Raw genomic sequence first — 23173 nt, forward strand, 5'->3', positions numbered from 1 at the left:
ATGCGCTCGATTGACTTCCCGCGCATGGTGCAGACCTTTCGCTCGGTACGAATCGATCAACTCACGATCCTCGTCGGTGAGATGCAGTTCCGTCTGTCGCATAGCCAACTCCTCGTCATGGGATGGGTATGCGACAGCATAATACATGTTTCGTTATTTACGTGTTGTTATACTAGCATCTGGCGTTCGAGTGCGTCGTAATGCTCAGTGATTTGCTCGAAGGGGACGTGCAGTTCCTCTGCTATTTGATGAATCGAAAACGAGTCGGTTTGCCCTGAAGCAAGATTTCTAACGGCGAGAGATGTGACGCGGGGTGTTTTGCCGTCAGTCTTATCGTAGAAACTCTCGCATGAATAGTGAATGACCAAGGTCGTCGCGGCCTGCTCAAGCAGGCTATCCAACCTTGATACGACGTCCTTGCGGCGCTTTAGTCTTTTGAGTTCACGGCCCATAGTCTAGAGTGTCCGATGTCATGTAGAGAAATCCCTAATGCCAAATGTGGATCTGTAACAACGCGATGTCCTGCGTCATGAGGGAATACATCCCGTCAACACCGACGGAAGTAAAGGCATTGCGGTAAAGAAAAAGCTTGCACATCAACGACCCGTCCATTCGGAGAGAGCGCGAAAGGCGGTCGCGAAACCGTTACCTGCTGAAACGGCTTTCGCTCGTCACGTTTCCGCCGCTCGCGCCAGAATACGCCGTCGCCAAATAGCCGTCCAGCATTCAGCGTCCGGCGCAGGGCGGGGTGGTTGCGGCGGCGGCCCTTGAGAGCCGCCGATGCGAGGAGCCGTGCCAGGGGAAGTCCGCTGGCGTTGTCCGACGACGATGCCGGCTTCATCGGCAGCGGCTAGTTTAGCCAGCGGCCTGGCGCGGCCCCGCAGTGAGGGCAGCCGCAGGCCGGCGAACCAGGGCCGGCGACGCGGCCACCCCGCCCGGTGGGCTTACGTAGGGGGTTTCAACAGCAGCGACGAAAGCTGCTTTGCGATCTGCGCGACGCTCTTGCCGCCGTCCGGCCGGTACCACTGCACGGTCCAGTTCAGCGCGCCGAGCAGGAACAGGCGCGTGACGCGGCTGTCGTCGGCGATCAGGCCGACCTGTTTCAAATCCTTGAGCGCCTTCTGCCACATGGTTTCGTAGCTGTCCTTGAGCGCCACGACTTCGGCCTGCGCCGCGGCGTCGAGATGCCGGCTCTCGTGCAGCAGCGTGGCGGCGAAGTCGCGCCCCTGCTCGCCCAGCAACTGGTCCAGGTGCGCCCGCAGCATGGCCTCGAAGGTGGCGCGCGGTGGCTTGCCCGAAGCGGCGGCCCGCGCCACCGCGGCGTTGATCGCGCCTATGCCTTCCAGCGCCACGGCGCGCAACATGTCCTGCTTGGTCTTGAAGTGGTAGAAGGGCGATCCCGAACGCATGTCGACGGCCCCGGCGATGTCGCGGATCGTCGTCGCCGCGTAGCCCTTTTGGGCGAACAGCCGGCTCGCGGCGCGCACGATATCGGCGCGGCGGTTGGTCTCCTCGGCCTGGGCAGACTTGCGCTTAGTCGCCATGGCGGCCCTCGCCCTGGCGGAAGCGGTCGGCGCCGGATTGCGCATCGCCGCTGTCGAGCGAAATCCGGCCGTGGCGGCATTCGTTCTTCAATGCCTCGGGCAGCGGCAGGCCCCATTGTTCGTAGCTCGAAAGCCGATCGTGACGCATGCAGGTCTGCGGCAAGGCGGCGATCTGCGCGGCCAGCGCTTCGGCTGCGGCGCGCGCCTCGCCATCGGCCACCACACGATTGGCTAGACCCATGGCAAACGCCTCGTCGGCGCCGACCGGCCGGCCGGTGAGGATCAGGTCCAGCGCACGCGAATGGCCGATCAGGCGCGACAGGCGGATGGTGCCGCCGTCGATCAGCGGCACGCCCCAGCGCCGACAGAAGACGCCGAAGGTGGCGGATTGCTCGACCACGCGCAGGTCGCACCAGAGCGCGAGTTCCAGGCCGCCGGCCACGGCGTAGCCGGACACCGCGGCGATCACCGGTTTGGACAAGAGCATGCGGGTCGGCCCTAGCGGCGCGTCGCCATCTTCATTCAATTGCCATTCGCCGGGATTGGCGACAAAGGATTTCAGGTCGGCGCCGGCGCAGAAGTGGCCGCCCGCGCCGCAGAGCACCGCCACCGATGCCGTCGGATCGGCATCGAAGGCGCGGAAAGCGTCGGCCAGCGCTATCGCCGTGGCGCGGTCGATGGCGTTGCGTGGCGCGGGACGATCGATGATGACCGTGGTCACCGCGCCCTGGCGTTCGATGTGAACGCTCATGCTGCGGGCCGGGCGATCGCCTCGTGGTCGAAGTCGCCGGCCTGTCCTTCGCTGACGGCGACCAGTTGCGGGTACATGCGCAGCATGTCGGCCACCAGTTCGTCATAGGGCAGGTCGTCGAATTCGCCGCGCTGCTTGACGTATTCCATGTGGCGCTGGTTGGACGAGTTGTAGGGATGCATCTGCGAGTCGTGCTCGCCGTCGAAATCCAGCGGCAGCACGCCGAAGCGCTGGCACATCTCCAGGTTGAAGGCCGGCGTCGCCTTGACCCACTTGCCGTCGAGCCACAGGCTGACGTAGCCGTGCCAGGCGTAGATGTCGGTGCCCATCAGGCGATCGAGCTTTTCTGTGGACAGGTGGTTCCTCACGTCGGCGAATCCCGGCCGCGCCGGAATGCCCACGGCGCGCAGACAGGCCGCATACAGCAGGGCCTTGGGCACGCAGTAACCGACGCGCTTGACCAGGGTCGTGCTGGCGCGCATCGCCTCGCGCTGCATGCTGGCGCTGTAGGGATCGTAGCGAATGCCGTCGCGCACGGCGTAGTAAAGGCTAAGGGCTTGCTGTTTCGCCGTGCCGGACTCTGTCTGCCGGGAATTCCGCTTCGCGGGCCGGCAAGCGCCAACTCTTGCGGCAACGAATTCGCGGATCGCCGGATGCTCGTGGTCGATGAATTCGGTGGCGGCCAGCCAGGCCGGATCGATCGCCGTCATCAGGCTTGACCCGGCCAGGCGCGATCGAGCAGCGCCTTGAAATCCGTCGCCGCCGGCAGCGTGCCGAACACCGTACCCCAATGGTTGGGCGTCAGGCGCGAGGCACAGAAGGCTTCGGCCACAAAGCCCGGCGCGTGGCGTAGCAGCAACGCGCCCTGCATCGCCAGCGCGATGCCCTGGGTCAGCTCGCGGCCGCGCATTTCGATGTCCTGCGGATTGGCCAAGCCGTCTTTCAGCTTGGCCGCGAAGGCGTCGAAGGCGCGGTTCTTCCCCAGCGCCGGCGCGATTTCGGCGGCCAGCACTTCGACGCTCTTCGGACTGCGTCCCATGGCGCGCAGCGTGTCGAGGCACATGACGTTGCCCGAGCCTTCCCAGATGGAGTTCAAGGGGCTCTGCCGGAACAGGCGCGGCATCGGCCCTTCATCGACATAGCCGTTGCCGCCATGCACCTCCATGGCCTCGGCCACCAGCGTCGGGCAGCGCTTGCAGATCCAGAACTTGGCTACCGGTGTGAGGATGCGGCGCAGCAGGCTTTCCGCTCCATCGTTACCCTGCTCCTGCGCGTCGAAGGCGCGCGCGAGGCGCATCGACAAGGCCGTCGCCGCCTCGGTTTCGAGCGCCATGTCGGCCAGCGTGTTCATCATCAGCGGTTGATCGCGCAGCAGCTTGCCGAAGGCGGAACGCAATCCGGCGTGGTGCATGGCCTGCGACAGCGCGCCGCGCATGATGCCGGTGCTGCCGATGGCGCAATCGAGGCGCGTATAGACGCCCATCTCCAGCACGGTCGGAATGCCGCGTCCTTCCTCGCCGACCAGCCAGCCTTGCGAGCCCCAGAACTCCATTTCGGTGCCGGCATTCGAGCGGTCGCCCAGCTTGTCCTTGAAACGCTGGATGCGCAGTTCGTTGAGCCTGCCGTCCGGCGTCCAGCGCGGCACGAAGAAGCAGGACAGGCCCTTGGGCGACTGCGCGGTGACCAGGAAGGCGTCGCACATCGGCGCCGAGAGGAACCACTTGTGGCCGGTGATGCGCCAGCTTCCGTCGTCCATGCGTTCGGCGCGCGTGGTGTTGGCGCGCACGTCCGAGCCGCCCTGCTTCTCGGTGAGGCCCATGCCGATCAGCACGCCGGTCTTCTGCGCGGCCGGAATGAAGCGTTTGTCGTAGTCGCGCGAGAGCAGCTTGGGCATCCAGTCGCGGGCGATTTCCGGCACATGCTTGAGCACCGGCACCGCGCCGTAGGTCATGGTGGTCGGGCACAGCGAGCCGTCCTCGATCTCGGCGAACATCACGTAGGCCGCGGCGCGGGCGACGTGGGCGCCGGGCTTGGGTTCGGCCCAGGGCCCGGTGTCGCAGCCGTTGCGTTTGAGCCAGCCCAAGCACTCGTGCCACGAGGGATGGAACTCGACCTCGTCGCGGCGGTTGCCGTAGCGGTCGAACAGCCTGAGTTGCGGGATATTCACGTTGGCCAGGCGGCCGTGCTCGATCCACTCCGCGCTGCCGACCTCGGCGCCGCGCGCGATCAGCCAGTCCTGCGCCCAGCCGGCGCCTTGCGTCTTCACCGCCTCCTGCAGCGGCAGGTTGTTGGCGTAGGCGTTGTAGTTCTCCAGCGCATGGGCCTGGTTCAGCACTTCATGCGTGGTGGTCATTATGGGTGGTGTAGGAATCATGGCCTGTCCTCCAATGCGAGTCGGCCATTTTTGCCCCGGCCCCATTCCTTGTCAAGCAAGCGCTTGCTTGGTAGCATGGCTGCCCTTCCGCAGTAACCGGAGAAGCCGCCATGATGTCGATTCCGCGCACCCTGTTCGATGCCGACCACGAAGCCTTTCGCGATACCGCGCGCCGTTTCATGGAACAGGAAGTCGCCCCCCACCACGCGCGCTGGGAGGAGCAATCCCATGTCGATCGCGAGATATGGACCAAGGCCGGCGCCGCCGGCTTCCTCTGCGCGACCATGCCGGAAGAATACGGCGGGGTCGGCGTGGACAAGCGCTTCTCGGTCATCGTCATGGAAGAGGCGGCGCGCATCAATGCCACGGGCCTGGGCTGGGGACTGCATTCCGAGATCGTCGCGCCCTACCTGCTGCACTACGGCAGCGAGACGCTGAAGCAGAAATACCTGCCGAAAATGGCCAGCGGCGAGATGATCGCGGCCATCGCCATGACCGAGCCGGCGGCGGGTTCCGATCTGCAGGGCGTGCGCACCACGGCAGTGAAGGATGGCGACCATTACATCGTGAACGGCTCGAAGATCTTCATCACCAACGGCTATCTCTGCGACCTGGTCATCGTCGTCGCCAAGACCGACCCGGCGAAAGGAGCGAAGGGCACCAGCCTCTTGGTGGTCGACACCTCGATGCCCGGCTTCACCAAGGCCAAGCCGCTGCACAAGGCCGGCATGAAGGCGCAGGACACCTGCGAGCTGTTCTTCGACAACGTCAGGGTGCCGGCGGAAAACCTGCTCGGCGACGAGGGCAACGGCTTCGTCTACCTGATGCAGGAACTGCCCTGGGAGCGCCTGCAGATCGCCGTGATCGCGATCGCCTCGGCCGAAGCGGCGCTGGGCTGGACCGTCCAATATACGAACGAGCGCAAGGCCTTCGGCCAGGAGATCGCCAAGTTCCAGAACACCCGCTTCAAGCTGGCCGAACTCAAGACCGAAATCCAGATCGGCCGCGTCTTCGTCGACCGCTGCATCGAGCTGCTGCTGGAAAACAAGCTCGACCCGGCCACGGCCTCGATGGCCAAGTACTGGTGCAGCGACCTGCAGTTCAAGGTCATGGACGAGTGCGTGCAACTCTTCGGCGGCTATGGCTACATGTGGGAATATCCGATCACCCGCGCCTGGGCCGATGCCCGCGTGCAGCGCATCTACGGCGGCACCAATGAAATCATGAAAGAACTCATCAGCAGGAGCCTGTAATGACCGAAGCCTATATCTTCGACGCCCTGCGCACGCCGCGCGGCAAGGGCAAGCAGGGCGGCGCGCTGAATCAGGCGACGCCGATCCACCTCGCAGCGACCGCCTTGCGCGCGCTGCGCGACCGCAACAATCTCGACACCTCGAAGGTCGACGACGTGATCCTCGGCTGCGTCGAGCCGGTCGGCGAGCAGGGCGCCGACATCGCGCGCGTCGCCGCCTTGTATGCCGACTACGCGACCAGCGCACCGGGCGTCACCGTCAGCCGCTTCTGCGCCTCGGGGTTGGAGGCCTGCAACCAGGCCGCGGCGCAGATCATGTCCGGCCAGGCCGACCTCGTCGTGGGCGGCGGCGTCGAATCGATGTCGCGCGTGCCGATGTTTTCCTCCGGCGGCGCCTGGCCGATCGATCCGCAGGTGGCGGCGAAGACCGCCTTCGTGCCGCAGGGCATTTCCGCCGACCTGATCGCCACCAAGTGGGGCTTCTCGCGCCAGGACGTCGATGCCTACGCTGCCGAATCGCAGCGCCGCGCCAAGACGGCCTGGGACGAAGGGCGCTTCGCCCGATCGATCGTGCCGGTGAAGGACATCAACGGCCTCGTCATGCTTGATCGCGACGAATACATGCGGCCGGAAACTACCCGGGAGTCGCTGGCGCAGATCAAGCCGGCCTTCCAGGAGCAGGGCGAAAAATACGGCTTCAACAGCGTGATGCTGCAGCGCTATCCGGAAGTCGAGCGCATCGAGCACGTGCATCACGCCGGCAACAGTTCCGGCATCGTCGATGGTGCCGCCGCCGTGCTGTTCGGCACCAGGGAAATGGGTGCGGCGCTGGGTCTGAAACCGCGCGCACGGATACGCTCCTTCGCCTCGATCGGCTCCGAGCCCTCGATCATGCTGACCGGGCCTTCGTATGCTGTGGAAAAAGCCCTCAAGCGCGCCGGCATGAAGATCGGCGACATCGACCTGTTCGAACTCAACGAAGCCTTCGCCGCCGTAGTGCTGCGATTCATGCAGGTGCTGAACGTCGCGCACGACAGGATGAACGTCAATGGCGGCGCCATCGCCATGGGCCATCCGCTCGGTGCCACTGGCGCCATGATCCTCGGTACCCTGCTCGACGAGCTCGAGCGGCGCGATCTTTCCACCGGGCTTGCCACGCTCTGCGTTGGTGCGGGGATGGGAACGGCAACGATCATCGAGCGGGTTTGAAATGAAAACCGACGCGGAATTGTCGATTGTGCGGGATCGGGAGGGCGGGGCATTCTGCGCTGCTCATGTCATCCGTCGTCGCCCTTCGGGCTCCTCCTCCTTCTTTACTTCGCTGCGCAGAACATCCCACCCTCCCGATCAGGTGATGCCGTCGCGGATTTTCGGTTGCTATGCGCAGGCCTATCCCGCCAAGGATGGCGGGGGTCCTCCTCCGGGAAGTAAAGGAGGAGGGCCGGCGCCTTTTCGGCCCGGGGGACATGGACGGAGGAGGACCCCCGTCGTCCTTGGCGCTCCCAAAGTATCGCAAATCAACGCCTTTGACCCATTGCAGACTCACACGGCACTCTGGAGCCACTGACATGCTGAACTATTCCGTCGATGCAGAAGGCATCGCCACCGTCGAATTCGACTACCCGGGCAAATCGCAGAACATCCTCAACGCAACCTCGATGGGCGCCTATGCCAAGGCCATGCAGCAGGCGCTGGCCGACCCGGCGGTGAAAGGCATCGTGGTTGCCTCGGCGAAGAAGGATTTCATCGCCGGCGGCGACCTCGCCGAACTCGGCGCCGCCACCGATGCAGCCGCCTTCCACGCGGCGATCAGCGACTGGCATAAGCTGATGCGCGGCATCGAGTTGGGCGGCAAGCCCGTCGCCGCGGCGCTCAATGGCACGACGCTGGGCGGCGGCATGGAAATCGCGCTGGCCTGCCATTACCGCGTCGCGGCCGACAATCCGAAGGCGCGTTTTGGCTTCCCCGAAGTCACGCTGGGGCTGCTGCCTGGCGCCGGCGGCACGCAGCGCCTGCCGCGGCTGGCCGGCATGATGGCCGCAGCACCGCTGCTGATGGAAGGCAAGCGCATCAAGGCCGCCGAGGCGCAGAAGATCGGCATGATCCATGCCGTGGTGGCCGTGGGCGAAGAACGCCAGGCGGCACGCAAGTGGGTGCAGGATGCCATCGCCTCCGGCGCCAAGCCGCTGCAGCCCTGGGATACGAAAGGTTTCAAGATTCCCGGCGGCGGACCAAACACGCCGGGCGGCATGCAGATGCTGATGGCAGCCAACGCCATGCTGCGCGAGAAGACTTACGACAACTACCCGGCGCCGAAGCACATCCTGTCCTGCGTCTATGAGGGGCTGTCGACCAACCTCGACACCGGGCTCGCCATCGAGGCGCGCTACTTCACCAATCTGGTGATGTCGCCGGTGTCGAAGAACATGATCCGCAGCCTGTTCTTCGGCATGCAGGAAGCCAACAAGCTGGCCTCGCGTCCCGCCGACGTGGCGACGCAGAAATACACGAAGATCGGCATGCTCGGCGCCGGCATGATGGGCGCCGGCATCGCCATGTCCACCGCCACGGCCGGCATCGATATCGTGCTGCTCGATACCTCCCAGGAGGCGGCCGAGAAGGGCAAGGCCTACGCCGCCAAGCAGTGGGGCAAGCAGGTCGCCAGGGGACGCATGACCCAGCAGGCGGTCGACGCGCTGCTGGCGCACATCCATCCCACCGCCGACTATGCCGATCTCAAAGGCTGCGAACTGGTGATCGAGGCGGTGTTCGAGAAGCGCGAAATCAAGGCCGAGGTGACGAAGAAGACCGAGGCCGTGATCGCGCCTGATGCGATCTTCGCCTCCAACACCTCGACCCTGCCGATCACCGGGCTGGCCGAAGCGTCCGTGCGTCCGGCGAATTTCATCGGCCTGCATTTCTTCTCGCCGGCGGAGAAGATGCCGCTGGTCGAGATCATCGTCGGCAAGGCGACCTCGGACGCGACGCTGGCGCGGTCGATGGATTACGTGCGCGCCATCGGCAAGACGCCGATCGTGGTCGATGATTCGCGCGGCTTCTACACCAGCCGCGTCTTCGGCACCTATGTTTCGGAAGGCATGGCGCTCTTGGAAGAAGGCGTGCCGGCGGCGCTGATCGACAAGGCCGGGCTGATCGCCGGCATGCCGGTGGGGCCGCTGGCGCTGGCCGACGAAGTTTCGATCGAGCTGGTGCACAAGATCGCGCAGCAGACCCGCGCCGATCTGGGCAAGGCTTATGTCGAACGCGCCGCCGATCGCGTCGCGGCGAAGATGGTGGCGGAACTGGGCCGGCTCGGCCGCAAGTCCGGCGCCGGCTTCTACGACTACCCGGCGGACGGGCCGAAGCATTTGTGGTCCGGGCTGGCACAGCAGTTCCCTACAAGAGTTGGTGCTGACGGCACGGCGATGATCAGCCTCGATGACATCGTCGAACGCCTGATCCTGGTGCAGTCGGTCGAAACCGCGCGCTGCCTGGAAGAGAAAGTGCTGCGCGCGCCCATCGATGCCGATGTCGGCGCCATCCTCGGCTGGGGCTACCCGCCCTTCCGCGGCGGGCCGATCGGCTGGCTGCATACGCTGGGACTGGCGCAAGCCGTAGCGAAGCTGGATGGTCTCGCGGCAAAACATGGCCCGCGCTTTGCCGCACCGAAAATCCTGCGCGACATGGCGGCCAGGGGAGATCGTTTCTATCCTTGATTCCGGTTTGGCTTGTCTGTACAGTAAGAATGTAATGCAATCCTTACCGGAGTACGTCATGCTAGCCGTCGCCAAAATTACCGCCAAGGGCCAGACCACCATTCCGCAAGATGTGCGCGCCGCGCTGAAGGTCTCGGCCGGCGACCTGATCGCCTGGGAAGTCGGCGCTGACGGGACGGCGACTGTCCGCCGGGTGCAGCCGATGGACATCGACTACCTGCGCGCCGTCGAAGGTACGCTTACCGAGTGGGCGAGCAGCGCCGACGAGGAAGCCTACCGTGAGCTTTGAGCGCTTTGCGGTAGTGCGCGTGCCCTTCCCTTTCACCGACCGCAACGCCACAAAGAACCGTCCGGCTCTCGTGCTCTCGGACGCCGATGCCTTCAACACGCCGGCCGGGCATTCGGTGATGGCGATGATCACCTCGGTCTCGAACCCGTCCTGGCCGCTCGACTGCCCGATCCGCGATCTCGCCACCGCCGGCCTGCCGGTGCCCTCGATACTCCGCTTCAAGCTGTTTACCCTGGATCACCGCGTCGTGCGCGGCGAACTCGGGCGGCTGTCGGCGACGGATGCAAAGAACGTCAAAGCCGCACTGTCACAACTGTTTCAGACGCCAGCCAGAGGCGGGTGATCCAGCAGGCCTGAGCCCGCAAGACAGGTTCGTCCGCGAGCTTGAGCGGTTGCGCAGGGACAGTGAGGCGGCAGTGCTGTGCCTATGGAAGTGCTGAATAAGCCGTCACACCGGCAAACGCCGGTGTCCAGCGCCTTGATTCTTCTGGATTTCGGCATTCGCCGGAATGACGATTTGACACTTGATCAGCGCCTCCCTATATGCTTTGCAGTCCTTCTATCTGTCCTGCATGTAGCGCGCGAACAGCACGGGATGTGCTTCGCGCAGTTTACGACGCCCCTCGACCAGTTCGCCATGACGCCCCTGGCGCTCGAGCGCGAGCAGGCCGAGCACGATGCGGGCGCAGGTTTCCGGCCGCGTATGCGCGCCATCCTGGACCAGCCGCAGGCCCGCCGCATGGCGCCTGTCGGCGATCAGCACCCAGGCCGGGAACCAGGCGAAGTCCTCCGCCGCGCCCTCGCCCTCGAACTCGGCATCGAAGCCGCGCAGCAGGCGGTCGAGCTCGGGCAAGGCCAGCCGTGACGCGAGCGCCTGCGCACGTCGCGGCGCCATCCAGGCCAGCTCCGCCAGCAGCGGCCAGATCGCCGCGAAATCAGCGCATCGGCTGCGGGCTTCGATCATCCAGGCCAGCGGCGCCGGCTGCCGTCGCCATGACGCGATGCCCTCGATACTCGCGACGGCCTCGGTCCAGCGACCGGCCCGCAGCAGCAAGGCCGCGGCGTGCAGTTCCTCGTCATCGGGCTGGAACGGGTAAGGGGCGATGGCCGCCGCCAGCTCGGTCCAAACAGGTGCAAGCCAGGCCTGCGCCGAGTTGCCGAACACCGCGTGTGCCGCTGCCGTCACGGCGCTCCGGGTTTCCTGCACAAGCGCGATAGCCGCCTCGCGCGCCAGCGGAGTGGGAAGAAGCGTATGCAATTTCTCGCTGAGCAGGCCGAAGGCCGGCAGCAGTGGATCGGCGCCGTACTCGGCCGCAAGCGCGGCGATTGCATGCGCACAGGCACCGGCATCGCGCAGGCGCAAGGCATCGATGACCGCGTTGCGCAAGACCACGTCGCGGCTGTGCTCGAAGATATCGAGTTGCATGTACGGAATGGAAAGAGGCGGCTCGCGGGACACCGAGGCGGTGAAACGATTATGCCATCGCCGGCCAGGCGGTGCGCCGCTTCTAGGCCGACGCTTCCTGCAGTTCAAGATTCACGTAGCGCAGCCGCGTTGCCATCTCGGTGCTCAGGTTGAACAGGATGGTCGCCGCGATGTCGGGATGGCTGCGCCGAATTTCGTCGAAATGCGCCCGCGTCAGCTTGAGCACCACGCTGCCCTCGTCAGCGATCAGATCGGCCGAGCGCGGCAGGCCGTCAAGCAGGCCCATCTCGCCGAAGACCACGCCGGGCGCCAGCGAGGCGACGCGCTTGCGGCCCTGGCCCTTGTCGCCGCGCAGGTAGACGCTGACGCTGCCCGCAATCACCACGTAGAGTCCGTCGGCCTTGTCGCCGGTGCTGAAGATCGGCGCGCCGCGCTCGATGCGCAGCTCGGTCAAGGCGTCCTGCACTATCCGCAGATCATCCTTGTCGAGGCTGCGGCCGAGCTGGGTTTCCCGCACCGACAAGAGCCGGTCGCGGGGCTCGGGCAGATCGAACTTGGCCAGCAGGTCTTCCTCCGCCCATTCCATGGCATCGTCCGCGGCATCGAACCAGAAGCGTCGCTCCGGCAGTCCGGCACCGCCCAGCATCGCCAGCATGCGGCCGCGGGCGCCATCCGGCTTGACCGAGGCAAAAACCAGCTGGCAATGTTTTGCCGATACTTCGCGGGTCGCCTGCTGCAGGATGCGCGCGCCCGTCACGTCGATTTCGGTCACCCGGCGGAAGTCCAGGATCAGGTATTCGGCCTTGCTCGCAAAACCTTCGATTTCGCGTGCAAGCCGATCGGCCGTGCCGAAGAACAGGGAACCGTCGAGTTCCAGCAGCACGATGCGCCAGCCTTCGCGCTCCAGTTCGCGCATGCGCGAGATGCTGCGCTGGCGCAGCGAGTGATGGTGGTTGCCGTGCAGTTCGCGGCGGATCACGTTGCCGCTGTTGCGGCGCACGAAGAGCAGCATGGCGCCGACCACGCCGACGAACACGGCCGTGATCAGGCTGGTCGCCACGGCGGTGACGACCACGGCCAGCATCACCAGGTAGTTCGCCAGCAGCGTGCGGTGCTGGCTGCCGGTCAGGCCGTGGCCCTGCAGCAGTTGCCGCGGCAAACGCCGGCTCCATTCGTCCACCATGATCCAGGCCACGGCGACCAGCAGCCCGCCGGTCACGGCCAACGGCAGGTAAGCGATCATCTCGACGAGGTACAACATACCCGCCGCAATCAGCGCATAGGTCAATGCCGACCAGCGCGTGCGTGCCCCGGCACGCACGTTGTTGGCGCAACGCGAAAGACCGGCTGCGCTCATCAGGCCGCCGGCGCAGGCGCCAAGCACGTTGGCCAGCCCCTGCGACAGCAGCTCCCGGTTCGAGTGGTGGCGCTGGTGCAGCAGGCCGTCGACCACCGACGCCGTAAGCAGGGATTCCACGGTGGCCAGCAGCGCCAGGCCGAAGGCCGAGGGAATCAGCGCGGGCACCATGGCCCGCAGCTGCGGGTCGCCGAAGATGGTCTGGAATCCGCGCAGCACATCGAAGTCCGGCCATTTGCTGGCCACCGCACCGAGCGTGGCGCCGGCCCGCTCCGGCCCCGCCAGCGCGGCGATCAGGTAATGCAGCAGCAGGCCGCCGGCCAACGCCACCATCAGGGGCGGCAGCCTCGACGCGAAGCGCGGCGGCCGCAGCGCGATCGCCGCGGTGGCGAGCCCGACCAGCACGGCGCCCGGCTGCACCGTCGCCAACTGGTCGGAAAACCCCTGCCACGAGGACACGCCCGGCAGGCCCAGCAAAGGGCGCAGGGCCGAAAGCAGGATCAGCAGCGCTGCGCCATTGACGAAACCGGCGAGCACCGGAAAAGGCATGTACTTGAACAGGCGGCCGATATTGGTCAAGCCCATCAGTAGCTGGGCGACCCCGGCCATGGCCAGCGTCAGCATGGTGAAGGCGAGTATCAGCGGAACATCAGGCTCGCCGTTCACGCGCAGCTTCGCCGCCAGATCGCCGATCAGCACGGCCACCGCCAGTACCAGGGTTGGCCGCGTGCCGCCGAGCAAGCCCGGCCGCGCCGTGGTGAGCGCGGCGACCAGGTTGGCGACCAGCGCGCAATGGATCGCCGCCAGCACGCCGACCGCCATGAAGGACGGGCCGAGGGCCGCGAAGGCGATGATGCCGTAGTTCGCCTCGATCGGGATGCTGACCAGCGACGCCGTCAGCGGGCCGAGAAAATCGCCGGGGAATGCGGGACCGGCGAAATTCCCGACGGGGCCCCTGCTCGTGGTTGATCGATTCGACATTGATGATGCGAGCGTATGGCGGGCGCATTTGCCGGAGAAGCGATACTTCAATTCTAAACAACTATCGGGGCGAATAACGGCGTGCCGACGCGCAATTCGCGCGAGGGAGTTGACGATGGCGCCACGGCGGCCCGGCGCCCGCGCCGCCGCTACAACCGGACAGTGGAAGCTGCGCCATCCCGGTTGCCGATGCTCGACCTATGCGCAAGCGTCGCGCGTCATTGCCACAGCGGTCATTCGTGATGGAATTTGACCGGCTGCGGTGCGTGCATCGGCATTGGTCCCGCAATAGTCCACTCGACGGTCAATCGCGTTGGAAACAATGCCACGCCCTGCCGACATATGCCATCGGCATGACTCGGATAGCGATTCGGCAAGGCTGAATTATGCTTACATACTCTTGACGTAGATCAATTCCACCGCTCCCTAAGAACCGAAAATGGTGCGCGCAGGGTGCGGAGATTGGATGTGCGTGAAATTGCAGGGTTCCATCGCCAGCTCTCGCGGCCGCGTCGGTAAGTGCGTGCGCCATACGGCGTGAAGCGTGGCAGGTACCTGCGCCTGCGCTGCGCCAAGTGCAATGTGTTGGTGACTTTGCGATCGTGCCGCCGCATCCGATCGCCCGGCTTGCCGACATTGGTGAGGAGGCGCGATGACACCTGAAATGCACAAGGGGCTGATACTGCTGATTGAAGACAATCCGGATGACGAGGCGCTCACGCTGCGCTCGCTGAAGAAGAACGGCATCGCCAATCCGGTCAAGGTCGCGCGCGACGGCGAGGAGGCCGTGGACTATTTGTTCGACGCCGGCAACGCGGTTCCCGCACTGGTGCTGCTCGACCTCAAGCTGCCCAGGATTCCCGGTCTCGATATTCTGCAACGCATGCGCGCCGACGCGCGGCTCAGACTGGTGCCGGTCGTCATACTGACCTCGTCGAAGGAGGACTCGGATTTGATTGCCGGTTACAACCTGGGCTGCAACAGCTACATCCGCAAGCCGGTGGACTTCGACCAGTTCAATGCGACGATACAGACGCTCGGGCTCTACTGGCTGGTTCTCAACGAAGCGCCGCCGGTGCGGGTTTAGGCCTTTCCATGGACGCGAGAGCCGCCCCGCAGGAAGCCCGCAGCCCTTTGCGCGTACTGATCGTCGAGGATTCCGCCGACGATGCCGAGCTGCTGCTGCACGCGGTGCGCCAGAGCGGTTACGAGCCGGGTTCGGCACGGGTCGAGACGGCTGCGGCGATGCGCGCGGCGTTGCTCGACAAGCCGTGGGACCTGATCCTGTCCGATTGCCGGATTCCCGGATTCGACGGCATGGAGGCGCTGCGAATTGCCAATGAAAGCGGCCTCGACCTGCCGTTCATCGTGGTTTCGGGCAAGGTCGGCGAGGAAGTCGCGATCGACGACTTCGGCACCGGCTTCTCCTCGCTCAGCTACCTCGCCCGGCTGCCGGTGGATACGCTGAAAATCGACCGCTCCTTCGTCATCGAGATGACGGCCGGACCGCAAGGCCTGGCACTGGTATCGACCATCATCAACCTGGCCCAATCGCGCAAACTCAAGGTGGTGGCCGAAGGTGTCGAAACCGAGGAGCAGCAACGCCTGCTGCGCCTGCTGAACTGCGACGAAATGCAGGGCTACCTGTTCAGCAAGCCGGTGTCGGCGGCACTGTTCGAAACACGATTCCTGGCGCGGCTTGCGCCGGACGACAAACCGGCATGAAACCAAGCTGTCGCAATGCGCTGTTGCAATGAATAGCTCCGTTTACCTGGATACGCGAAGCCTGCTCATCGTCGCCGTCGCCATGGCGGTGCTGATGGGGCTGGTGTCGCTGCTGTTCGGAAGTCTCAGGCACGGCATGCGGGCGCTGAAGTTGTGGGGCTGGAGCCTGCTGGTTTTCGCGCTGGGAATGGGCCTGGTGGCGCTGCGGGGGCGGGTGCCGGATCTTGTCGCCGTGGTGATTGCCGATACGATCATGTTTGCCGCGGCGATCCCGTTGCTGCGCAGCCTGCGCAGCTTCCATGCCGCGCCGGACAGGGATGTTCCGGGCTGGTTGCTGGTGGCGCTGGGCTTCGTGCTCATCACGGTGTCGTCGCTGGTCAGGCCGGATAACACCGCGCGTATCGTGGCATTTTCCGCGATTGTTGCGCTTCAGTATTTCCGCATCGCCGGCTACCTGTTCAGCACCTTGCCGAGGCAGGGGCGGCTGCCGCAAGTCTTCACCGCCGTGGTGATAGCGAGTTTCGGTGCCTCATCGGCCGCACGCGTGGTGCTCACCCTCACGGCGGGGAAGATCGACGATCTATATCAGCCCAGCCACGTGCAATCCGTTTCCGTGCTGGCCTATATCGTGATTTTTGTCGCGGCCACGCTGGGCGTGATGTGGATGGCCTTGCAAGCTGCCAGGGATGAGCTTGCCGAAAGCGAATTGCGCCTGACCGAAGCGCAAAGGCTTGCCCATATCGGCAACTGGACGCTGGACCACCGCCGCAATGCATTGACGTGGTCCGACGAGATCTACCGCATTTTTGAAATCGACAAGAACGCCGGTCCTGCCTCGTACGACGCTTTCCTGAATGCGGTCCATCCCGACGATCGGCAGCGCGTCGATGCCGCCTACGCCGACTCCCTGAAGACGCACCGTCCCTACGCAATCATCCACCGCCTGCTGCTGGCCGACGGCCGGGTCAAGCACGTTCAGGAGCAGTGCGAATCGGTTTTCGACAGCGAGGGCAAGCCCTTGCGTTCCATCGGCACGGTACAGGACGTGAGCGAGCGCGTCATGAATGATCTGGCGCTGCGGGAAAGCGAGGAGCGCTTCCGCACCATCGCCGACTACACCTACGGCTGGGAGTACTGGCTGGGAACCAACGGCGAGCTGCTCTACGTCAACGCGGCCTGCGAACGGATCAGCGGCTATTCCCGGGAGGAGTTCAGCGCCGATCCGGGGCTGATCAGGCGCATCGTGCATGCGGAGGATAGGCCCGCCTACGAGGAACATCTACGGCATGCCTACGGATGCGAGGGCGTCCAGCTCGAATTCCGCATCGTCACCAAGACGGGAGAACTGCGCTGGATCGCGCACGGCTGTCGGGCGGTATTTGCGCCGGACGGCAGGCCCCTCGGACGGCGCATCAGCAACCGCGACATCACCGACCTCAAAGACGCCGAAGAGCATGCCCGGCAGTTGGCGTTTTTCGACAGCCTGACGAAATTGCCCAACCGCCGCATGCTGCTCGATCGGCTGAACCATGACTTGGCACAGGCCAGGCGCTTTGGCCGGCCCATGGCGGTGATGTTCCTCGACCTCGATCATTTCAAGGAGACCAACGACACGCTCGGCCACGACGCCGGCGACTGCCTCCTGCGCGAGATGGCGGGCCGGCTCGCGGCCTGTGTGCGTGCCGGCGACACCGTGTCGCGGCCCGGCGGCGACGAATTCGTCATCGTCCTGCCCGAGATCGCCCATGCCCAGGCGGCGGCCGTGGCCGGCAAGGTCCTCGATGCCATCCACCAGCCGGTCCGTATCGCCGACCACCTGCTCACGGTGACGGCAAGCATCGGCATCGCGATCCGTGAAGCCCATGCCGAGGACGATGCGGCCGATTTGATGAAGCAGGCCGACATCGCGATGTACCAGGCAAAACAGGCCGGGCGCAACGGCTACCGCGTGTTCGCCGCGACAGGCGTCTGAGCGCCCGGCATCGACAAGAGTTGGTGTTGGCGACACGGCGATGCGGCGCGCAAACCAACTCGCTTGATGCATAATTGACACCTGAAGCAGGGCCCAAAAGAAAGCCAATACGGCAGTTTTCCCGGGAGGAGATATCGGGTGTTGCAGCTCCTGCAATTGATCGTCAGCGGAGCAGCGATCGGTTGCATTTATGCGCTGATCGCCCTCGGCTTCGTGCTGATCTACAAGGCCACCGAAACCGTCAATTTCGCCCAGGGCGATTTGATGATGATCGGCGGCTTCATCGGCCTCTCCGCCATGACGGTGATCGGCCTGCCCTTCGCCCTGGCCTTCGTCGCCACCATCGCCGCCATGGCGCTGGTCGGCATGGGCACCGAGCGCCTGGTGCTGCGCCCCCTGCTCGGCCAGCCGGCCTTCACCGTGGTGATGATCACCATCGGCCTGGGCTATCTGGCGCGCGGCGTGGTCACCATGATTCCCTACTGGGGCACCGAAACCCACACGCTGCCGGTGCCCTGGAAGGACGAGGTGATCTGGATCGGCGGCGAGGGCAGCGGGCTGGTGGTTTCGGTCGAGCACCTGGTGATCATCCTGGCGACGGTGGCGCTGGTCGCGCTGCTGTATGTGTTCTTCCGCTACACGCGGCTCGGCATCGCGATGCAGGCGACTTCGCAGAACCAGCTCGCGGCCTTCTACATGGGCATCCCGGTGCGCCGCGTGAACATGCTGGTCTGGGGCCTGTCCTCGGCGATCTGCGGCGTCGCCGGCCTGCTGCTGGCGCCGATCACCTTCGTCCATGCCAACATGGGCTTCGTCGGGCTCAAGGCTTTTCCGGCGGCGGTGGTCGGCGGCTTCGGCAGCATCCCCGGCGCGCTGGTCGGCGGCCTGGTGATCGGCATCGTCGAATCGCTGGCCGGCTTCTACCTGCCCGAAGGTTTCAAGGACATCGCGGCCTACGTGGTGGTGCTGGTGATGCTGGTAGTCAAGCCCAACGGCCTGTTCGGCGAAAACCTGACCAAGAAGGTGTGACCGGGACCGCGCATGCACTTCCTCTTCAAGACCCGTTACGAACAGGACATCGCGCTGTTCAGGCATGGCGGCCAGCGCTTCTGGTACGCCGCCCTGGCCGTGGCGCTGGTCGCCGCGCCCTGGCTGCTGTCGGAATACACGCTGTCGCAGATCACCTTCATCGGCATCTATGCCATCGTCTGCCTCGGCCTGATGCTGCTGGCCGGCTTCACCGGCCAGGTCTCGCTGGGCCATGCCGGCTTCCTCGCCATGGGCGCCTACACCGAGGCCTATCTGCAGGCCAACGGCTGGCCTTTCGTGATTTCCCTGCCGCTGGCGGCGCTGGTGGCGGGCATCACGGGGATCATGATCGGCCTGCCGGCGCTGCGCGTGAAGGGCCTCTACCTGTCGATCGCCACGCTGGCCTTCGGCTTCATCCTCGAACAGGCGGTGGTCAGCGCAGAAGCCATCACCGGCGGCAATGCCGGACTCCAGCTGAACAAGCTGGTCATCGCCGGCATCGACTTCGACGACGGCACCAACTTCTACTACCTGGTCAGCTTCATTGCCGTGCTCTGCGTGCTCGGCGTGCTCAACCTGCTGCGCAGTCCGACCGGCCGCGCCTTCGTCGCGATCCGCGATTCCGAGGTGTCGGCGCAGAGTATGGGCATCAACCTGGCGCACTACAAGACCGTCGCCTTCGCCCTCTCGGCGGCGCTGGCCGGCATCGCCGGGGCGCTCTACGCGCACAAGATCCGCTTCATCACGCCCGACCAGTTCGGCTTCCTGCAGTCGATCGAACTGCTGATGATGGTGGTGATCGGCGGCCTCGGTTCGATCCAGGGCGCGATCTTCGGCCCGGCCTTCTGGTTCGTCGTGCAGCAGTTGATCGTCACCGGCAAGGACTGGCTGCCGGAAGCGCTGGGCCAGCAGACGGGATTGCAGCCGACCGTCTTCGGCATCATCCTGGTCGCCATCGTGCTGTTCGAACCGCTGGGGCTCTATGGGCGCTGGCTGAAATTCCGCACCTTCCTCGAAATCTTTCCGTTCTATCGCAAGGGCATGTTCAGGCGGCAGAAAAGTTATATGAAGTCGGAGCGGATGAAATGACGACGCCGATGCTGCAGGCCGTCAACTTGTCCGTGCAGTTCGGCGGCCTCAAGGCGGTGAACGACGTCTCCTTCGATGTCTGGCCGAACGAGGTGTTCTCCCTGATCGGCCCCAACGGCGCCGGCAAGACCACCATCTTCAACCTGGTCTCGGCGCTTTACCGACCCACTTCGGGCGAGGTGCGTTTCGAGGGCGAGGTGATTTCGCGCATGCCGCCGCATGTCGTGGCGCGCCACGGCATCGCCCGCACCTTCCAGAACATCGAGCTGTTCGAGCATGCCACCGTATTGCAGAACCTGCTGGTCGGCCGCCATTGCCATCGCCACACGGGCTGGTGGCAGGACCTGCTGTTCACCGGCTCGGTGCGCCGCGCCGAACTCGAATTCCGTCGCCAGGTGGAGGAAGTCATCGAGTTCCTCGACCTTCAGCATTACCGCGACAGCATGGTGGTCGGCCTGCCCTACGGCGTGCGCAAGGTAGTCGAACTGGCGCGCGCGCTGTCGATGCGGCCGCGCCTCTTGCTGCTCGACGAACCCTCCTCGGGCCTCAACACCGAAGAGACCGAGGACATGGGCTTCTGGATCGAGGACATCAAGCACGACCTGGGGATTACCGTGGTCATGGTCGAGCACGACATGAGCCTGGTCTCGCGCGTCTCCGACCGAGTCCTGGCGCTGAACCTGGGCGAGGTGCTGACGCTGGGCACGCCCGAGGAAGTCCAGGCGCATCCGGGCGTGATCGAGGCTTATCTGGGCGGGGTGGAGGCATGAACTTCAAAAGCAAAGCGTTAGACACAGAGAACACAGAGGAAGAACTTCACAGAGGTTTTCTCTGTGGCCTCTGTGGCCTCTGTGGCCTCTGTGGCTAAAAGGTTTGACCTTATGTCCGATCCCATCCTCCAGCTCAACAACGTCGAGGCCGCCTATGGCGCGGTCAAGGCGATCCGCGGCGTCTCGCTGGCGGTGCCGACGGGCGCCATCGTCACCGTACTGGGCTCCAACGGGGCGGGCAAGACCACGGTCCTGAAAACCATTTCCGGCATCCTCGATCCGCAGAAGGGCAGCATCGTCTTCAGGAACGACAAGCTGGAAGGCCGCGATCCGGCCTGGATCGTGCGCCAGGGCCTGGTCCACGTGCCGGAAGGGCGCGAGATCTTTCCGCTGTTGACGGTGCGCGAGAACTTGCTGATGGGCGCCTACACGCGGCCGGCGGCCGACCGGGACGCCGTGGCGAAGGACATCGAGGACGTCTTCGGCTATTTCCCGATCCTGAAAGAGCGCACCAACCAGCCGGCCGGCCAGCTCTCCGGCGGCCAGCAGCAGATGCTGGCGATCAGCCGCGCACTCTTGTCCCGCCCGACCATGATGCTGCTCGACGAACCGAGCCTGGGCCTGTCGCCCAAGCTGACCCGGGAGATTTTCGAGATCATCGTGCGCATCAACCGCGAGCGCGGCGTGACGCTGCTGGTGGTCGAGCAGAACGCCCACATCGCGCTGCAATATGCCGACTACGGCTACGTGCTGGAAATCGGCCGCATCGTGATGCACGACACCTGCGCCGCACTGCGCGAGAAGGACGACATCAAGGAGTTCTATCTCGGCGTCAAGGCTGCCGGCGCGCGCGCGGGGCGACGCTGGAAGAAGAAGAAGACTTGGAGGTAACGATGCGGAAACTCTTTCGACGCAGAGGGCGCAGAGACGCAGAGAGCGCAGAGAAGATCCATATCTTGCAGTTTGAGCTTTTCCTCTGCGCCTCTGCGTTAATAGCGGTTAAGGGTTTGTGCCATGTGGCGGCTTGACGGCAAGCATTACTGGGCCGAGGAACGCATCGTCGTTCCCGGCGACAACCTGCCCGAGATGTTCTGGAATGCCGTGGCGCTGCGCGGCGAGCGGACGCTGTTCCGCCAGAAGAAATACGGCCTGTGGCAGAGCCTGTCGTGGAACGCGGTGGGCGAGATCGTGCGCGAGGCCGGCATGGGCCTGCTGGAGCTCGGCTTCGAGGTCGGCGAGACGACCTCGATCCTCGGCAATACGCGCCAGGAATGGCTGTTTTCCGATCTCGCGGTGCTCTCCTGCGGCGGCATCAGTTCCGGCATCTATCCGACCGACGCGGCGAGCCAGGTCGAATACCTGATGCAGGATTCGAATTCGGTGCTGCTCTTCGTCGAGGACGACGAGCAGCTCGACAAGGCGCTCGAAGTGCGCGAACGCCTGCCGCTGCTGCGCCGGATCGTGGTCTGGGACATGGAGGGCCTGCGCGATCTCGACGACGCACAGGTGATCAGTTTCGACCGCCTGCGCGAACTGGGCCGCGCGCGTCTCACCCGCGTCGGCCCCGAAGCCGCCGCCGCCGAGTGGCGCGCGCGCGTCAGTGCGCGCCGCAGCGAAGACCTGGCGATCCTGATCTACACCTCGGGCACCACCGGCAAACCCAAGGGCGCCATGCTTTCGCATCGCAACATCCTGCAGTCGGTGAAGAGCTTCAACATGGTGATCGCGCAGAACGAGGACGACGAGCGCATGTGCTTCCTGCCGCTGTGCCACGTCGCCGAGCGCAACGGCGGCGCCTATTTCGCGATCTATACCGGCACCAAGCTGAACTTCGTCGAGAACCCCGAGACGATTCCCGAGAACGTACGCGAGATCGCGCCGACGGTGTTCGTCGCGGTGCCGCGGGTCTGGGAAAAGTTCTACTCGGGCGTCAGCATCGCGCTCAAGGAATCGAATGCCTTCGAGCAGTGGGCCTACCGCCTGGCGATCGGCATCGGCCTGGAGAAAGTCAGGCGCTACGAGGCACGCCAGGCGATCGGCGGCTGGCTCGACTTCGCCCACTGGCTGGCGCGCGCGCTGGTGCTGAACAATGTCAGGAAGCTGATCGGCATCCATCGCAGCCGCATGCTGATCACCGGCGCGGCGCCTATCTCGCCCGACCTGGTGCGCTGGTACCTGGCGCTCGGCGTGCCGATGCTGGAAGTCTGGGGCATGACCGAAACCGGCGGCGGCTCGACCGCGATGCCGATCGATCGCATCAAGCCCGGTTCGATCGGGGTGCCGGGCAGGATGAACGAACTCAAGCTGTCGGCCGCGGGCGAGCTGATGGTGCGCGGGCCGAACGTCTTCATGGGCTACCTGAACCAGCCGGAGAAGACCGCGGAGACCATCGACGCCGAGGGCTGGCTGCACACCGGCGACGTCGGCACCGTCGATGAAGAGGGCTTCTACCGCATCTCCGACCGCCTCAAGGACATCATCATCACCGCCGGCGGCAAGAACATCACGCCCTCCGAGCTGGAAAACCAGATCAAGTTCTCGCCCTATGTCACCGATGCCGTGGTCATCGGCGACCAGCGCCCCTACCTGGTGGCGCTGATCATGATCGATCAGGAGAACGTCGAGAAGTTCGCCCAGGACCATGACGTGCCCTTCTCCAACTATGTCAGCCTGACCCGCTCGGCGGAAGTGCAGAAACTGATCGGCGGCGAGATCGAACGGGTGAACCAGCAGTTCGCCCGCGTCGAGCAGGTCAAGAAGTTCCGTCTGATCGAGAAAAAGCTCGGCGCCGAGGACGAGGAATTGACCCCGACCATGAAATTGAAGCGTAAGCTAGTCAGTCAAAAATATGCCGAGCTGATCGAGTCGATGTATCGCGACTAGGTCGCCGGCACTGTT

The 23173-nt window shown here is 64.8% G+C and carries 19 protein-coding genes; 13 read left to right on the forward strand and 6 right to left on the reverse strand.

What is annotated here, in order from left to right; translation table 11 throughout:
- Positions 1-944 precede the first annotated feature (944 nt).
- From RMO95_RS14335 to RMO95_RS14350, 4 genes are read right to left on the reverse strand one after another with little or no spacing between them, the layout of a single operon-like run.
- Positions 945-1544 carry a TetR/AcrR family transcriptional regulator gene (locus RMO95_RS14335; RefSeq protein WP_310451322.1) on the reverse strand — a complete coding sequence of 200 codons (600 nt, stop codon included), beginning with the start codon at positions 1542-1544 and terminating at the stop codon, positions 945-947.
- Positions 1534-2295, reverse strand: coding sequence for a crotonase/enoyl-CoA hydratase family protein (locus tag RMO95_RS14340; RefSeq protein ID WP_310451323.1), 762 nt, complete (start codon positions 2293-2295; stop codon positions 1534-1536). The genes RMO95_RS14335 and RMO95_RS14340 overlap by 11 nt, the downstream gene beginning before the upstream one ends.
- A complete protein-coding gene (locus RMO95_RS14345; RefSeq protein ID WP_310451324.1) occupies positions 2292-3005 on the reverse strand; it encodes a transglutaminase family protein in 714 nt (237 codons plus the stop codon). Before RMO95_RS14345 ends, RMO95_RS14340 begins: the two co-directional genes overlap by 4 nt.
- Positions 3005-4669, reverse strand: coding sequence for an isovaleryl-CoA dehydrogenase (locus RMO95_RS14350; RefSeq protein WP_310451325.1), 1665 nt, complete (start codon positions 4667-4669; stop codon positions 3005-3007). The genes RMO95_RS14345 and RMO95_RS14350 overlap by 1 nt, the downstream gene beginning before the upstream one ends.
- Positions 4670-4779: 110 nt before the next feature.
- On the opposite strand from RMO95_RS14350, the gene RMO95_RS14355 reads away from it, so the two are divergent.
- The 5 genes from RMO95_RS14355 to RMO95_RS14375 all read left to right on the forward strand — a co-directional run bounded on the left by RMO95_RS14355 (position 4780) and on the right by RMO95_RS14375 (position 10269).
- Complete coding sequence (locus RMO95_RS14355; RefSeq protein ID WP_310451326.1) at positions 4780-5922, forward strand: acyl-CoA dehydrogenase family protein; 1143 nt, start codon at positions 4780-4782, stop codon at positions 5920-5922.
- Positions 5922-7130: an acetyl-CoA C-acetyltransferase gene (locus tag RMO95_RS14360; protein ID WP_310451327.1), complete on the forward strand. Its 1209-nt coding sequence runs from the start codon at positions 5922-5924 to the stop codon at positions 7128-7130. The genes RMO95_RS14355 and RMO95_RS14360 overlap by 1 nt, the downstream gene beginning before the upstream one ends.
- A gap of 359 nt (positions 7131-7489) precedes the next feature.
- On the forward strand, positions 7490-9637 hold the full coding sequence (locus RMO95_RS14365; protein WP_310451328.1) for a 3-hydroxyacyl-CoA dehydrogenase NAD-binding domain-containing protein: 2148 nt from the start codon (positions 7490-7492) through the stop codon (positions 9635-9637).
- 58 nt (positions 9638-9695) lie between these two features.
- A complete protein-coding gene (locus RMO95_RS14370) occupies positions 9696-9926 on the forward strand; it encodes an AbrB/MazE/SpoVT family DNA-binding domain-containing protein (RefSeq protein WP_310451329.1) in 231 nt (76 codons plus the stop codon).
- Positions 9916-10269 (forward strand): type II toxin-antitoxin system PemK/MazF family toxin, encoded by a 354-nt coding sequence (locus tag RMO95_RS14375; RefSeq protein WP_310451330.1) that lies wholly within the window; start codon positions 9916-9918, stop codon positions 10267-10269. The genes RMO95_RS14370 and RMO95_RS14375 overlap by 11 nt, the downstream gene beginning before the upstream one ends.
- A gap of 216 nt (positions 10270-10485) precedes the next feature.
- Here RMO95_RS14375 and RMO95_RS14380 read toward each other — a convergent pair whose 3' ends face one another.
- A complete protein-coding gene (locus RMO95_RS14380) occupies positions 10486-11385 on the reverse strand; it encodes a hypothetical protein (protein WP_310451331.1) in 900 nt (299 codons plus the stop codon).
- Between the two features lie 49 nt (positions 11386-11434).
- Positions 11435-13690 (reverse strand): SulP family inorganic anion transporter, encoded by a 2256-nt coding sequence (locus RMO95_RS14385; protein ID WP_310451332.1) that lies wholly within the window; start codon positions 13688-13690, stop codon positions 11435-11437.
- Between the two features lie 652 nt (positions 13691-14342).
- Between RMO95_RS14385 and RMO95_RS14390 the strand changes: the two genes are divergently transcribed.
- From RMO95_RS14390 to RMO95_RS14425, 8 genes are all read left to right on the forward strand, one after another.
- A complete protein-coding gene (locus tag RMO95_RS14390; RefSeq protein WP_310451333.1) occupies positions 14343-14777 on the forward strand; it encodes a response regulator in 435 nt (144 codons plus the stop codon).
- Between the two features lie 8 nt (positions 14778-14785).
- Positions 14786-15415 (forward strand): response regulator, encoded by a 630-nt coding sequence (locus RMO95_RS14395; protein ID WP_310451334.1) that lies wholly within the window; start codon positions 14786-14788, stop codon positions 15413-15415.
- A gap of 28 nt (positions 15416-15443) precedes the next feature.
- Entirely contained in the window at positions 15444-17387 is a 1944-nt protein-coding gene (locus RMO95_RS14400) for a diguanylate cyclase domain-containing protein (RefSeq protein ID WP_310451335.1), read from the forward strand.
- A 138-nt stretch (positions 17388-17525) separates the two neighbouring features.
- The gene (locus RMO95_RS14405) at positions 17526-18416 is read left to right on the forward strand and encodes a branched-chain amino acid ABC transporter permease (protein ID WP_310451336.1); all 891 of its coding nucleotides are present in this window, start codon (positions 17526-17528) and stop codon (positions 18414-18416) included.
- A gap of 12 nt (positions 18417-18428) precedes the next feature.
- A complete protein-coding gene (locus RMO95_RS14410; RefSeq protein WP_310451337.1) occupies positions 18429-19505 on the forward strand; it encodes a branched-chain amino acid ABC transporter permease in 1077 nt (358 codons plus the stop codon).
- The gene (locus tag RMO95_RS14415; protein ID WP_310451338.1) at positions 19502-20275 is read left to right on the forward strand and encodes an ABC transporter ATP-binding protein; all 774 of its coding nucleotides are present in this window, start codon (positions 19502-19504) and stop codon (positions 20273-20275) included. Before RMO95_RS14410 ends, RMO95_RS14415 begins: the two co-directional genes overlap by 4 nt.
- A gap of 111 nt (positions 20276-20386) precedes the next feature.
- A complete protein-coding gene (locus RMO95_RS14420) occupies positions 20387-21166 on the forward strand; it encodes an ABC transporter ATP-binding protein (protein ID WP_310451339.1) in 780 nt (259 codons plus the stop codon).
- A 123-nt stretch (positions 21167-21289) separates the two neighbouring features.
- The gene (locus RMO95_RS14425) at positions 21290-23158 is read left to right on the forward strand and encodes a long-chain fatty acid--CoA ligase (protein ID WP_310451340.1); all 1869 of its coding nucleotides are present in this window, start codon (positions 21290-21292) and stop codon (positions 23156-23158) included.
- The last annotated feature ends 15 nt before the right edge of the window (positions 23159-23173 follow it).

The organism is Sulfuritalea sp. (assembly GCF_031426875.1).
Classification (GTDB): domain Bacteria; phylum Pseudomonadota; class Gammaproteobacteria; order Burkholderiales; family Rhodocyclaceae; genus Sulfuritalea.

Excerpts from the sequence above, each read along its gene's own strand:
- RMO95_RS14365 (WP_310451328.1), top strand. The coding sequence starts at position 7,490 with ATGCTGAACTATTCCGTCGATGCAGAAGGCATCGCCACCGTCGAATTC.
- RMO95_RS14340 (WP_310451323.1), bottom strand. The coding sequence starts at position 2,295 with ATGAGCGTTCACATCGAACGCCAGGGCGCGGTGACCACGGTCATCATC.
- RMO95_RS14345 (WP_310451324.1), bottom strand. The coding sequence starts at position 3,005 with ATGACGGCGATCGATCCGGCCTGGCTGGCCGCCACCGAATTCATCGAC.
- RMO95_RS14360 (WP_310451327.1), top strand. The coding sequence starts at position 5,922 with ATGACCGAAGCCTATATCTTCGACGCCCTGCGCACGCCGCGCGGCAAG.
- RMO95_RS14385 (WP_310451332.1), bottom strand. The coding sequence starts at position 13,690 with ATGTCGAATCGATCAACCACGAGCAGGGGCCCCGTCGGGAATTTCGCC.
- RMO95_RS14415 (WP_310451338.1), top strand. The coding sequence starts at position 19,502 with ATGACGACGCCGATGCTGCAGGCCGTCAACTTGTCCGTGCAGTTCGGC.
- RMO95_RS14355 (WP_310451326.1), top strand. The coding sequence starts at position 4,780 with ATGATGTCGATTCCGCGCACCCTGTTCGATGCCGACCACGAAGCCTTT.
- RMO95_RS14370 (WP_310451329.1), top strand. The coding sequence starts at position 9,696 with ATGCTAGCCGTCGCCAAAATTACCGCCAAGGGCCAGACCACCATTCCG.
- RMO95_RS14390 (WP_310451333.1), top strand. The coding sequence starts at position 14,343 with ATGACACCTGAAATGCACAAGGGGCTGATACTGCTGATTGAAGACAAT.
- RMO95_RS14400 (WP_310451335.1), top strand. The coding sequence starts at position 15,444 with ATGAATAGCTCCGTTTACCTGGATACGCGAAGCCTGCTCATCGTCGCC.
- RMO95_RS14410 (WP_310451337.1), top strand. The coding sequence starts at position 18,429 with ATGCACTTCCTCTTCAAGACCCGTTACGAACAGGACATCGCGCTGTTC.
- RMO95_RS14350 (WP_310451325.1), bottom strand. The coding sequence starts at position 4,669 with ATGATTCCTACACCACCCATAATGACCACCACGCATGAAGTGCTGAAC.
- RMO95_RS14425 (WP_310451340.1), top strand. The coding sequence starts at position 21,290 with ATGTGGCGGCTTGACGGCAAGCATTACTGGGCCGAGGAACGCATCGTC.
- RMO95_RS14420 (WP_310451339.1), top strand. The coding sequence starts at position 20,387 with ATGTCCGATCCCATCCTCCAGCTCAACAACGTCGAGGCCGCCTATGGC.
- RMO95_RS14335 (WP_310451322.1), bottom strand. The coding sequence starts at position 1,544 with ATGGCGACTAAGCGCAAGTCTGCCCAGGCCGAGGAGACCAACCGCCGC.
- RMO95_RS14395 (WP_310451334.1), top strand. The coding sequence starts at position 14,786 with ATGGACGCGAGAGCCGCCCCGCAGGAAGCCCGCAGCCCTTTGCGCGTA.